Source organism: Prevotella sp. oral taxon 313, assembly GCF_003043935.1.
Lineage (GTDB): Bacteria > Bacteroidota > Bacteroidia > Bacteroidales > Bacteroidaceae > Prevotella > Prevotella jejuni.
In genome coordinates this window covers 95,894-108,903 of the sequence record NZ_PYXE01000002.1, presented here as the reverse complement: position 1 = coordinate 108,903, position 13,010 = coordinate 95,894, and the positions used below count along the sequence as shown (strand labels likewise).

Here is a 13,010-nt window from a genome sequence, read left to right as displayed (position 1 = left end):
TTGACATATAAGTATATTTAACTTGTCAATTGGTTGTATGATAAAATAATTTTGTTTACTTTTGTATTTAATAATCATGAATAATAACTTAACACACAAGAAGATGAAGAATATCGAATGGTCAAGTTTAACTTTTGGCTACATGGCAACAGATTATAATGTACGCTGTTACTATCGTAATGGTAAGTGGGGTGAAATTGAAGTCTCTTCAGATGAGTATCTAAAACTTCACATGGCTGCAACCTGTCTTCACTATGGCCAAGAGGCATTCGAGGGGTTAAAGGCTTATCGTTGTCCAGATGGTAAGGTACGTGTTTTTCGTGTAGAGGAGAATGCAGCACGTTTGCAGAATACAAGCCGTGGTATTGTAATGCCAGAAGTCCCAACAGACTTATTTGTTGAGATGGTAAAGAAAGTAGTCCGTCTCAACCAAGAATTTATTCCTCCTTACGAAAGTGGTGCCTCTCTTTATATTCGACCTCTTTTAATAGGAACTTCTGCTCAAGTAGGTGTACGTCCTGCCGAAGAATATTGTTTCTTAATCTTTGTTACTCCAGTTGGTCCATATTTTAAAGGTGGATTCTGTGCTAATCCTTACGTTATTGTTCGTGATGTGGACCGTGCAGCTCCGTTAGGAACAGGAATGTATAAAGTCGGTGGTAACTATGCTGCGTCATTGAGAGCCAACCGTCGTGCACATGAGCAAGGTTATGCGTCAGAGTTCTATCTTGATGCTAAGGAGAAAAAATATGTGGATGAATGTGGCGCAGCAAACTTCTTTGGTATAAAAAACAATACGTATATTACACCCAAATCATCCTCAATCTTACCTTCGATTACAAATAAAAGTTTGATGACGATTGCAGAAGATCTTGGTATGAAGGTAGAACGTCGCCCTATCTCTGAAGATGAGTTAGAAAGCTTTGAAGAGGCTGGTGCTTGTGGTACGGCTGCTGTTATATCTCCGATTTCTCATCTAGATGACATGACAACTGGTAAGGTTTATAATTTTGGAGACCAGCCAGGACCATGGTCAACAAAGCTCTACGAAACACTTCGTGGTATTCAATATGGTACGATTGAAGATAAGCATGGTTGGACTATGGTCGTCATTGAGTAAGTTTACTTTAATACGAAAAGAAATCTTGTCAAGTTAAGAGACATAATTATCAAAAATTACATCAAAGTATCGATAAGCTTATTGCTTAGTGCTTTGATGTATATTTTTATGCAGGTAAAACACGTTATAAAGTCTTTGGGTAAAAGGAATTGATACTGTAGATAAATATTTATAAGTGAATTATTTGGAAAAATAACAATAAAGTAGTAATTTTGCAGTCGGAATTATGCTTGATGACTTTTTTATTAAGAATTAAGTTACATTTTAAATAATAATTGAAATGAATATATCAAAGAAAATGCAGGATGCGTTTAACGCACAGATTGCAGCAGAAATGTGGTCATCAAATCTTTATCTTCAAATGTCATGCTGGTTCCGCAAGGAAGGCTGGAAGGGTTTCTCAAGCTGGATGTATAAGCAGGCAGAAGAAGAAAGACAGCACGCAATGGATATGGCTCAGTTCGTTCTCCATCGTGGTGGTGAGGTACTCCTTACCAGTATAGATGCTGTTAAGACCAGTTGGACTGATGCTAAAGAGGTATTTATTGAGACATTAGCTCATGAGCGCAAAGTTACTGATCTTATCAATAAATTGGCTGACGTAGCTGATGAGGAGAAAGATCGTGCTTCACAGAATTTCATTGCGAAGTATATCGACGAGCAGGTTGAGGAAGAGAAGAATGTTCAAGATATCTTGGATTCTTTCTCTCACTTGGAAAGTCACGCTATTGCACATATCGATAGCAAACTTGAGCAAGCTCGATAAGAATGGAGAAAATAAAAATGTCAGGGCATTTAGCTCTGACATTTTTGTTTGTTTGTATTAGTTAAAACTTACGGATAAGATTATTCTTATCATACAGATTATTTATTTCCAACTATTTCTGATGTTGTTGGGTGCTCTTTGGTATGAACTTTATCATATCTTTATTCAGATGAGTAACACTGATTTGCTGTCCATCCTTACTAAAAACAATTTTATAGAAACCTCCCGTTTTATCTTTCCGTTCGTAGGTGTAGGCAAATTTATTAATATTCCAACAAGTATCATGCTGTGCTGCAAGTTCTACTCTTTGGTAAAACGTCTTGTTAGGAATGGTGTCAAGTATTAGAGTTGCAGTATAGTTACCACTTGCAACAGTCTCCTCATCAGCTGCTAAACTGACAGAGTCAGGTATGAAAGGAGTAGTCTTAGCCACTTTGTATTTAGGGAAATGAATAGAAGTGATGTTGAATAAGTCTATATTCAGTTTCCCATTCTCAACTTGTGGAGTGAACTCCTTTGCGGCGACAGTATCCTCATCATTACTACCTTCAATTGTCTTACTCTTATGACAAGATGCAATGACAATAATAATAAGTACTATTACAAGTAATATTTTAGCTATATGTTTTGAAATACTATTCTTCTTTTCCATGTTTGTTATAGTTTTTTGCAGAGAGGTTTTAATTTTTCTAATCTCTTTCTTGCAGTAGGATTGTTAGGACAGAGTCTAAGCGCCTTTTCATAGTTTGCTATGGCTGCATCCGTCATAGCTTCCTGTTCACATTCTTTTCCCATCATAACATATTCCACCGATAATTCTTTTAGGTATTTATCCTTTTCTGCCTGTTCTTTTTTCAGCGTCTCAATTTCATCTCGTAGCTGATTAATGATATTCAGTTTTCTCCTGATAAATCGTTTTGCTGCTGGACGTTCAATATCATATCGGCTATGAATAGCAAGGAAGAAGTTACGGAGGAAAGAATCAAAGTCGCCTTCGTTGAAAGCAGATATAGCGTCGTAGTACTCTTTATCTGCCTTACTCTGTTTAAGTGCTGTAGAGATAATATTATTATCATTATAGTGTTTGGCAAACTGTGTTACCTCACTTCTTACAAATACCTCATTCCTTCGAAGTGGTTCTTTTAATGTAATGCCCTCCAAACTTGTACACCGTGAAAGTGCAACGTATGCTTGTCCACCAGCAAAGACACCACCTGTGAAATCAATTTTAACGTTCTTGAATGTAAGTCCTTGACTTTTGTGTACTGTAATAGCCCAAGCCAACTTAATAGGAAACTGTATATAAGTGCCAATCTGTTCTTCCTCAATTCGCTGTTCATCTTCATTAAATCGATATCTTATATTCTCCCACATCTCTCGTTGTACCTGTAGGTCGTTGCCTTCTTCGGTATGTATATATAGCATACCAGCTTCTTCGTCAATACCGATGATGATGCCTAAGGTCCCGTTTACCCATTGCTTTTCTATGTCGTTCTTAATGAACATAATATGAGCACCGACTTTAAGATTTAGCTCTATAGGAGTAGGTAGGCTACTTTCTGGGAACTCTCCTTTAATTTCTCCCAAGAACATTACAGCGTCCCCATCAAGGTTTTCAAGTCCTTCGTTGTTAATCCATTCTACTGTATCTCGCTTGGTGGATAGTGTAATCATAAAATCCTCTTCAGTTTGTCCAGTATGTTTTAATTCTGCATCAACACGTTCATTAATCAGCTTAAAATCTATGTCAGTCGCTTGATTGGTACGTATATGGTCAAGAATAGATATAAATAGAGGATCATTCTGACGATAGACCTTATTAAGTTCGATGCTTACAAGAGGATAATTCTGAAATACCTTAGCATCAAAGAAATAAGAACTTGGATAAAAAGGTTGTAAAAGTTTACGATCTTCCTCCTTTAGTACAGGTTCTAATTGATAGATATCTCCTACTAAGAGAAGTTGTTTTCCTCCAAAAGGCTCACGCATATTACGATTATATAGACGGAGAACCTTATCTATAAAGTCGATGATATCAGCTCTAACCATACTGATTTCATCAATAATAATCAATTCTACTTCTCGTAATAGTTTGCACTTGTCACTATTGTACTTCATCGTACTACGTAAGTTACGAGCGGAGTAACGTTTATCATTAGGTACAAGTGGATAGAAAGGAAGTTTGAAGAAGCTATGCAACGTACTTCCTCCTGCATTGATTGCAGCTATGCCTGTTGGGGCCAGAATAATATGTTTTTTCTTTGTTGTTGCTGCAATATAACGAAGAAACGTAGATTTTCCTGTTCCTGCTTTCCCCGTTAGAAATAAGCTATTATTGGTAAATTGAATAATCTGAAGTGCTTTCTGAAGTTCAGTATTATTCAAATCAATTGCATGTATATCGGTAATTGCTTTCTCCTTTGACATTGCTATCGATGTCTAATCAATCATATATATCCACAGAAAAGAAATTTTCTGTGGATATATAAAAGCTAATTCCAGCAGTTAGTATATAACTTTTAGACAATCAGAAACATTTTAATAGGATACACTGTTCCTGTTTCTCTATATTTCCATATCCTCACTGCGTGGCTTCTTCGCTTTCTTGATTATTTGTTGTGACTCATTATTATTGTTATTACCTTGTCGTTCAGGTGCCGGCTGAGGTACAGGCTCTAATATAAAGCCACCTTCATCGCTATTCTCATTTTCGTTGCTTGGCTCTTCTTCCTGATCTCTGTGACGTCTATGACCAGAAGATATATCTCGTAATGAGTCTGGTGCTGCACGACGAATGACTGAAGGCTGGCAATTATACATAGTAGGGTCTATATCTTCATCTGGGTCTAACTGCCATTTTGCATGATACTTTTGGAAAGTCTTATCCCGCATCAGACTATAGATAAATTCTCCACAGATTGGTAGTGCCGTCTTAGACCCTTGTCCCAAGGCACCAGTTCGGAAATGGATAGAACGATATTCACCTCCTACCCATGCACCAACAACAAGTTTTGGACTAACAGCTATAAACCATGCGTCAGAATGGTTATTACTTGTTCCTGTCTTGCCTCCCCAATCGGTATCACCAAAGATATAATGACGCAAAGCCAGACTTGTACCGCCACCTTCGTTCACACCAGCTTTCAACATCTCCTGCATGAGGAATGCTGTCTTATAAGGTAACGCTTTCTCATGATCTTTGGGAGCAACATATACCTCATTCCCATCCTTGTCTAAGATACGTGTTACAACTACTGGAACATGATGTTCACCATCATTAGCAACAGTGCTATAGGCATTTACTAACTCCAATAGATTAACGTCGCTGGATCCAAGTGCCAAAGAAGGTTCGTCATCTAACGGACTCTTTATACCCATCTCTTGTGCTGTTCGTATCACATTCTTAATACCCATCTCTTGGCCTACTCGTACAGCGATAGAGTTGATACTACGAGCAAAAGCACTCTTCAATGTGATTGAGTCGTTAGAGAATCTACCATTTGCATTGTGTGGTGTCCATGTCTTCATCTGGCCCGTCTTCTTATCGAGAACCTGCATACTGATATACTCATCACGACGTTTGTCACAAGGTGTTAATCCTTGGTTAAATGCTTCTGAATAGACAAAGAGTTTGAAAGTAGAACCAGGTTGACGTTGTGCAACCACCTTATCATATTTCCAAGTCTTGAAGTCGATGTCACCCACCCAAGCTCTTACGGCGCCTGTCTCAGGTTCCATTGCAACCATAGCACAGTGCATAAACTTAACCATGTAACGGATAGAGTCCATTGAAGACATTTCTTTCTCTATCTGCCCTTTCTCATAGTCGAAAAGTTTTACCTTGTGTGGTTTGTTCAGATAATAGAGAACGCTATCAGGCTGATTAGGATACTTCTGTAATAGTTTCTTATAGAAAGGTTGACGCTCTGCAATCCCTTCAATGAAGCCTGGAATCTCATTTCCTTGTGCATCGCGCCAAGGTTGCATACCTCGCCAATGGTTATTAAAATTCTGCTGTACCTTCTCCATTTGCTTTGTTGCAGCCTGTTCTGCATATTTTTGCATACGAGTGTCGATAGTAGTATATATTCTTAAGCCACTACTATAGAGGTCATAACCATTATCCTTCATCCAATCTTTGAAATACTCAGATATATATTCACGGAAGTATTGTGCTTGTCCGTCATAATTCTCTTCGACGTGTATATCTAATTTCATTGGTAGCTTAGAGTATGTGGCATACTCATTACGTGGCAACACATTATGCGTAACCATATTATATAACACTGTATTACGACGTCGTATAGAATTCTTTGGATGTAATATAGGACTATAGTAAGTTGTAGCTTTCAACATACCTACTAAGGTTGCAGCTTGATCAATAGACAATTTAGAAGGGCTTGTATTAAAATAAGTCTTTGCTGCTGTCTTAACACCGAATGAGTTGTTGCCAAAGTCAACAGTATTAGCATACATTGTAAGAATCTCTTTCTTAGAATATATAAGCTCTAATTTAACTGCAATGATCCATTCCTTACTCTTCATGATGAGCATACGAAGACCTGGAACATGCCCTAATAAGCCTGAAGAATACTGCGTGCGGACACGAAACATGTTCTTAGCTAACTGCTGTGTTATCGTTGAAGCACCTCGACCACCACCACGTGTTAAAGCGTCTTTTATAGCACCTCCGATACCCATAAAGTCAATTCCATGATGGCTATAGAAGCGTTCATCCTCTGTACTAATGAGTGCATTCCAAAAAGCTGGATTAACTTCTTCATATTTCACAGGGGTTCTATTCTCCTTATAGAACCGACCTATTAAAACAGAATCAGCACTATAAATTTCAGATGCAGCGTATGTAGGTGGAGTCTTGATATCAATAAACCCTGGTGATTTACCAAACAACCACAGGAAATTAATGTCTACCATTCCCAAATAGAGGAAGATAGCGACAATAAACGATACTACTCCTACCGCTGTCTTGGTATACCAAGCACGCCCTTTATAAAGTTTAGCATACCAAGGAAAGAAATTTATAATCCCTCGGATGATACTTTTAATAAATTTGAAAATCTTCTTTACCATTTATTGTTATTCTTCATCATGAAAAGGCTTACCCGTTGATATCGTTCGTAAACGAGCTTCTTAGGGAGCCATGCTATCTTATACAAAGATAGCTATTTACTTGTATATGAAACTATTGTGCTGATATATTTTAAGATTTCTTCAACGTTATCTGGATTGAACCATTGAAGGTCATCATCTTTTTTATACCATGTAAGTTGTTTCCGAGCATATTTACGTGTATTACTCTGAATCTTAAATATGGCTTCATCAAGTGTTGTTAATCCATCAAGATATTCAAACATCTCCTTATATCCGACCGTATTAAGTGAGTTAAGCGTCCTTTTAGGATAGACACGTAATGCTTCTTTTATCATCCCCTCGTCAATCATGTTTAGAACTCGTTGATTGATTCTGTCGTAGAGCTCATTCCTATCCCGGTTTAGTCCAATCTTAATAATATTAAATGGACGTTCCTTTGTAGTGTTTGAACGAAAGGAAGTGTATGTCTTCCCCGTTTGGATACATATCTCAAGTGCATGGAGGACACGTCGTGGATTTTTCCTATCTACAATTTCCCAATGCTCTGGATCAAGATTCCTCAATAAGTTACACATCTCTTCCAACCCTTCAATCTCTAAGCGTCGCATCATCTCTTCACGTATCTCGGGTCGGATTGTTGGTATATCATCAATCCCTTTACATACGGCATCAATATACATCATTGATCCACCTGATAGTAGAGAGATAGAGGTGTCTTGGCTATTAATGAGATTCAATACATCTTGCTCATATAAACTTGCTGAATAATAATCTTCTAAGTGGTGATTACCAACAAAATAGTGTGGTACACGCCGTTGTTGTTGAGCTGTTGGTGCAGCTGTCCCTATAGGTATTTCTGAAAATATCTGTCGAGAATCAGCATTGATAACAGGCACATTAAAATGTTCTGCGATACGCAGTGTAGCTTCTGTTTTACCAACTCCTGTCGGTCCAGTAATTATTATTAATGTCTTATTTTTCAAGCTGATAAATAATTATAACAGACTTGCACTGCACTTTTTAATTGTATGGAAATGCTTTATACACTTGTTTATCAAACGACATATCCTCTCTCTTAAAAGAGAAGGGGGAGAACTATTATCTTATAATTCCACGTTCTGATGCTTCAACAAAGTCGATGATATATTGTATCTCTGGAGTGAGTTGTAATTCGCTTTTAATTCTCTGAATGTTCTCAGCACGCGTGCCCGTACCATAAAGGATACGATAAGCATTGTGGATAAGTTCGATGAGTTCATTTGAGAAACCACGGCGACGAAGTCCTATAAGATTGATACCCATATAGCGTGCAGGCTCTTTACCTACAATAATATATGGTGGTATATCCATAGAGAAACGACTTCCACCCTGTACCATAACGTATCCACCGATATGGCAGAACTGATGACAAAGAATATTTGCAGAGATGATAGCATTATCATCAACATTTACCTCACCTGCAAATTTCGTCGCATTACCAATAATATCACCAGAGCCAATGACGCAATCATGGGCAATATGTACACACTCCATCAATAGATTGTTATTACCAACTTTAGTGACACCCTTTGAAGCGGTACCACGTGAGATCGTAACATTCTCACGGATAGAGTTATTATCACCAATCTCACAAATTGACTCCTCGTTCTTAAACTTTAAGTCCTGTGGCTTAGTAGATATACTGGCACCAGGGAAAATCTCGTTGTTATTGCCTAAGCGTGCACCTATATGGATGGTTACGCTATTTTGGAATACGTTATTATCGCCGATAACCGTATTCTTATCGATATAACAGAACGGTCCAATTATGTTGTTATCACCAAGTTTCGCCTCTGGATGAACAAAGGCTAATGGGCTTATTTGATTCATGATAATATAATCTTATAATTACTTGTTTTTAACAATCTGTGCTGTGAAGGTGGCTTCTGCTACTACACGTTCACCAACAAACATATAACCCTTCATTGAACTAATCCCATGACGTACAGGACCGAGCAGTTCAACACGGAACATGAGGGTATCACCTGGAACGACTTTCTGGCGGAACTTTACGTCATCAATCTTCAGGAAATAGGTTGACCAACGCTCAGGCTCTTCTACTTGAGAGAGTACTAAGAGACCACCACACTGAGCCATCGCTTCTACCTGTAGCACACCTGGCATCACAGGTTCCTGTGGGAAATGTCCTTGGAAGAATGGTTCGTTGCTGGTTACATTCTTTATACCAATAATACTTGTTGAGCCCATTGCAATGACCTTATCAACCAACTGCATTGGATAGCGGTGTGGTAAGAGTTCACGGATACGGATATTATCCATTAACGGCTCTTCGTTTGGGTCATAGATAGGAGCCTGCACCTCATGCTTGCGTATTTCTTTACGCATTAAGCGAGCAAACTTATTGTTCACAGTATGACCTGGGCGAGTAGCGATGATACGACCCTTAATAGGCTTACCAATCAAAGCCATGTCACCAATGATATCCAAAAGCTTATGACGTGTACACTCATTATCCCACTGTAATGGCTTATGCTGAATATAACCAATGTTATTCGCATCCATACGTGGAACCTTTAAGAGATCGGCCAACTGGTCAAGTTTCTCTTGTGAAACCTGCTGCTCATAGATAACAATGGCATTATCCAAGTCACCACCTTTAATAAGGTTAGCCTGCAAGAGCGGCATAATGTCACGTACAAAAACGAAGGTACGTGCTGGAGCAATCTCGGTTGCGTAGGTGTTAATATCATCCAGCGTAGCAAACTGACTACTAATAAACTTAGAGTCAAAGTTACACATAGCAGTGATAGAGAATTGTTCGTCAGGAAGAATGGTAATGACAGAACCATTCTTGTCCTTAATCTCTATTTTCTTACGAATGATGTAGTAATCCTTTGGAGCATTCTGGTCAACGATACCTACCTCGTTGATTTTATCAACATACATCGTCGCAGAACCATCAAGGATAGGAAATTCAGGGCCATTAATTTGTATCAGACAGTTATCAATACCCATTGCATAAAGGGCAGACATTCCATGTTCTATCGTACTAACACGTGCCTCACCCTTGGCCAATACAGTACCACGTTGAGTGTCGACAACATTCTCTGCAACAGCGTCGATGATAGGCTGTCCTTCAAGGTCAATTCTTTGTATCTTGTAGCCTGTATTTTCTGGGGCAGGGTTGAATGTTACAGTAAGACTCAATCCTGTATGAAGTCCCTTTCCGAAGAGAGAGAAACTTCCCTTTAATGTTTTCTGCTTAACTGTTTCCATGTATGTTATTTATTCTTTTTCAGTTCTTCTATTTCTTTTTGTAGCGCATTCAACTGCTTGTACATCTCTGGTAAACGTTGGAAGATTGCTTGTGACTTAAAGTAAGCACGCTGTTCCATTGGAAGGGTTCCAATGAGTTGTTGATTACTCTTTAAGCTACCAGGAACTCCTGACTGTGCACCGAGAAATACCTTGTCACCAATAGTGATATGACCAGCAATACCCACTTGCCCGCCAAACATACACCATTGTCCAACTTTGGTAGAACCTGCAATACCCACTTGCGCAGACATTACAGTATTTTCTCCAATATCGTTGTTGTGTGCTATTTGAACGAGATTATCGAGTTTAACACCCTTACGTACGTATGTGCTACCCATAGTTGAGCGGTCAATACAGGTGTTGGCACCAATCTCTACATTATCTTCTATTGTGACAATACCAATTTGTGGAATCTTGTCATAGCTGTTGGTCTCTGGATTAGGAGCAAAGCCGAAACCGTCAGCACCAATCACACAGCCAGAGTGGAGGATGACATTGTTGCCTATCTTACAATCATGATAGATGCTTGCATTTGGATAAACAATACAATTGTTACCTAACTGCACACCATCCATTATCGTTGCATGAGGATAAATCTGACAGCCATCACCCAAAGTAACACTGTCACCGATATAAGCGAAGGCACCAATATACACATCCTTACCAACGGTTGCCTTAGATGAAACAAAGGCAAGAGAATCGATACCCTGCTTCTTAGGCTTCATACCCTCGTATAATTGCAGCAACTTTGCAACACAATCGCGTGCGTTCTTCACACGGATAAGCGTAGGCTTAACGGGTTTATCTACTTGAATGTCTTCATCTACGAGGACAATGCTGGACTCTGTTTCGTAAAGATAATGTATATATTTAGGGTTTGCAAGAAAGGAGATAGCTCCTTTCTTACCTTCTTCAATCTTGGCGAAAGTATTAATGGTAACGTTTTCATCACCTTCAATACAACCTTGTATGAATTGCGATATTTGTTTCGCAGAGAATTCCATTTATATTGCCGTTTATTGATTATTATTTGTGCAAAGATAGGGATTTTTATTTAGAAACGTTGATAAGAGAGGTAATATTTGCATATTTTTTTTGAGAGTAATTCTATGTTCAAAATCTCTGACGCCTCGGTTATATCCTTCATCGTACCATCTTTATAGAGAATACTGATGTGGTCGTCGAAAGGATTGTACATATCTTTCTGTACTCGATTTACTCCTACAAGGTAATCGCAGTCAGTGATACTTACTCCATATCGTTCTGAAATCTGTTGTTTAAGCTGTTTAAGTTCTTCTTCTGTAGGTTCCTTCTCTCGCACTTCCACCTTAAATATTTTCCGATTTATTAGATTTGATGACAAGAGTGAAAGTATCTTGTCATCATGTTGTTGCCATACTTTAATGGCACTCCATATATCGTTGTCATCCAATGCTATATAGTTATCCAATGCTTTTCCATCTTTATGGAAAGTATCGGCAGTTATGTCATTGTAAAGGAAGTAGCGAAGGGCAGGTGAGGCAAATAGTTCAACCCCTTTCTTTGCTAAGTGTTTGGCTCTGTGCAAAGCATTTATAAGAACATTCTCACATCCGACTGTTGTTTTATGCAGGTATACCTGCCAATACATAAGCCGTCGGGAAGTAAGATAATTCTCAATAGAATAGATTCCATTTGACTCAACCACCAGCGCATCGTCAACCACGTTAAGCATCTTGATGATACGTGCTGAACCGATATTACCCTCTGTTACTCCTGTAAAAAAGCTATCTCTACGAAGGTAATCAAGCCTATCCATGTCAAGTTGACTGGAGATAAGTTGATGGAGATAGGACTTTGGGTATTCGTTTTTGAAGATACTAATAGCAAGATTTAGTGCTCCATGCATGTCTTGATTGATTCGATCCATCATCATCAATGATATTTCTTCATGTGTTATACCGCTGATGAGTGTGTTCTCCAAGACATGAGAGAAGGGAGCATGACCGATGTCGTGCATGAGAATAGCTGCTTGTACAGCCTCAGCCTCACTATCAAAGACAAAGACTCCTTTCTGTTGTAGCGACACAAGAGCTTCACTCATAAGATAAAAAGCACCTAAAGAATGTTGGAAACGTGTATGCTGTGCACCTGGATACACCTCCTGTGTCAGCCCTAATTGTTTTATGCGTGTAAGTCGTTGCATAAGTGGATGACGAACGATGTCAAGTAACAATCCACGTGGCACTTTTATAAATCCAAAAACAGGGTCGTTTATTATCTTTGCATCTGTCATCTTTTCTATGTTATCTTGCTCTTTTATCATTAGATTACAAAGGTAATATATTTCCTTTAGACAACAGCCTGTCCTATTAATAATTTACTGGTATCATGTAGAAAAGACCATTCTGCTTCCTTTCAAAGCCATATTTGTTGTATTATATTCCAATTTCAATGTCAAATTTATCAGTTTCTACTAATTTTTTAAGGGATTATCCTGCTTATTATTTCTTATTCTCAATCTGTGTACAAGGGCTTATTAATAATATCACGAAGACTTAGTACTGATTTTTTGAAAGCTTAATCAATGGTAAGATTGGGATTGCGAAAAACGTAAGTTGCAATTAGTAAGCCCCTGTTTCGCCTATGACAAACAAAACTCACATGGTTATCAGGCAGCAAGAATATCAAATCAGGGAAAACGATAGATTAGAA

At 38.4% G+C, this 13,010-nt stretch carries 10 protein-coding genes; 2 read left to right on the top strand and 8 right to left on the bottom strand.

The window, feature by feature from the left end:
- Nucleotides 1-103 precede the first annotated feature (103 nt).
- Both AXF23_RS14575 and AXF23_RS14570 read left to right on the top strand, forming a co-directional pair.
- Entirely contained in the window at nt 104-1,120 is a 1,017-nt protein-coding gene (locus AXF23_RS14575; RefSeq protein WP_233251352.1) for a branched-chain amino acid aminotransferase, read from the top strand.
- Nucleotides 1,121-1,400: 280 nt separating this feature from the next.
- Nucleotides 1,401-1,886 carry a ferritin gene (locus AXF23_RS14570; protein WP_009011198.1) on the top strand — a complete coding sequence of 162 codons (486 nt, stop codon included), beginning with the start codon at nt 1,401-1,403 and terminating at the stop codon, nt 1,884-1,886.
- Between the two features lie 112 nt (nt 1,887-1,998).
- Here the strand turns inward: AXF23_RS14570 and AXF23_RS14565 are convergent, their stop codons facing one another.
- The 8 genes from AXF23_RS14565 to AXF23_RS14530 form a co-directional block, all read right to left on the bottom strand.
- The gene (locus AXF23_RS14565; protein ID WP_107625975.1) at nt 1,999-2,538 is read right to left on the bottom strand and encodes a hypothetical protein; all 540 of its coding nucleotides are present in this window, start codon (nt 2,536-2,538) and stop codon (nt 1,999-2,001) included.
- A 5-nt stretch (nt 2,539-2,543) separates the two neighbouring features.
- Nucleotides 2,544-4,313, bottom strand: coding sequence for an ATP-dependent DNA helicase (locus AXF23_RS14560; RefSeq protein ID WP_107625974.1), 1,770 nt, complete (start codon nt 4,311-4,313; stop codon nt 2,544-2,546).
- A 138-nt stretch (nt 4,314-4,451) separates the two neighbouring features.
- Nucleotides 4,452-6,977: a transglycosylase domain-containing protein gene (locus AXF23_RS14555; RefSeq protein ID WP_107625973.1), complete on the bottom strand. Its 2,526-nt coding sequence runs from the start codon at nt 6,975-6,977 to the stop codon at nt 4,452-4,454.
- Between the two features lie 92 nt (nt 6,978-7,069).
- Nucleotides 7,070-7,981 (bottom strand): tRNA (adenosine(37)-N6)-dimethylallyltransferase MiaA, encoded by a 912-nt coding sequence (miaA, locus tag AXF23_RS14550; RefSeq protein WP_107625972.1) that lies wholly within the window; start codon nt 7,979-7,981, stop codon nt 7,070-7,072.
- Nucleotides 7,982-8,096: 115 nt separating this feature from the next.
- Complete coding sequence (gene lpxA / locus AXF23_RS14545) at nt 8,097-8,867, bottom strand: acyl-ACP--UDP-N-acetylglucosamine O-acyltransferase (RefSeq protein WP_107625971.1); 771 nt, start codon at nt 8,865-8,867, stop codon at nt 8,097-8,099.
- 18 nt (nt 8,868-8,885) lie between these two features.
- Nucleotides 8,886-10,274, bottom strand: coding sequence for a bifunctional UDP-3-O-[3-hydroxymyristoyl] N-acetylglucosamine deacetylase/3-hydroxyacyl-ACP dehydratase (locus tag AXF23_RS14540; protein ID WP_009011192.1), 1,389 nt, complete (start codon nt 10,272-10,274; stop codon nt 8,886-8,888).
- Between the two features lie 5 nt (nt 10,275-10,279).
- A complete protein-coding gene (lpxD, locus tag AXF23_RS14535) occupies nt 10,280-11,320 on the bottom strand; it encodes a UDP-3-O-(3-hydroxymyristoyl)glucosamine N-acyltransferase (protein WP_089365996.1) in 1,041 nt (346 codons plus the stop codon).
- A gap of 50 nt (nt 11,321-11,370) precedes the next feature.
- On the bottom strand, nt 11,371-12,591 hold the full coding sequence (locus AXF23_RS14530) for an HD domain-containing protein (RefSeq protein WP_089366054.1): 1,221 nt from the start codon (nt 12,589-12,591) through the stop codon (nt 11,371-11,373).
- Between the last annotated feature and the right edge of the window lie 419 nt (nt 12,592-13,010).

Excerpts from the sequence above, each read along its gene's own strand:
- AXF23_RS14565 (WP_107625975.1), bottom strand. The coding sequence starts at position 2,538 with ATGGAAAAGAAGAATAGTATTTCAAAACATATAGCTAAAATATTACTT.
- lpxD (WP_089365996.1), bottom strand. The coding sequence starts at position 11,320 with ATGGAATTCTCTGCGAAACAAATATCGCAATTCATACAAGGTTGTATT.
- AXF23_RS14540 (WP_009011192.1), bottom strand. The coding sequence starts at position 10,274 with ATGGAAACAGTTAAGCAGAAAACATTAAAGGGAAGTTTCTCTCTCTTC.
- AXF23_RS14530 (WP_089366054.1), bottom strand. The coding sequence starts at position 12,591 with ATGACAGATGCAAAGATAATAAACGACCCTGTTTTTGGATTTATAAAA.
- AXF23_RS14570 (WP_009011198.1), top strand. The coding sequence starts at position 1,401 with ATGAATATATCAAAGAAAATGCAGGATGCGTTTAACGCACAGATTGCA.
- AXF23_RS14560 (WP_107625974.1), bottom strand. The coding sequence starts at position 4,313 with ATGTCAAAGGAGAAAGCAATTACCGATATACATGCAATTGATTTGAAT.
- AXF23_RS14555 (WP_107625973.1), bottom strand. The coding sequence starts at position 6,977 with ATGGTAAAGAAGATTTTCAAATTTATTAAAAGTATCATCCGAGGGATT.
- AXF23_RS14575 (WP_233251352.1), top strand. The coding sequence starts at position 104 with ATGAAGAATATCGAATGGTCAAGTTTAACTTTTGGCTACATGGCAACA.
- lpxA (WP_107625971.1), bottom strand. The coding sequence starts at position 8,867 with ATGAATCAAATAAGCCCATTAGCCTTTGTTCATCCAGAGGCGAAACTT.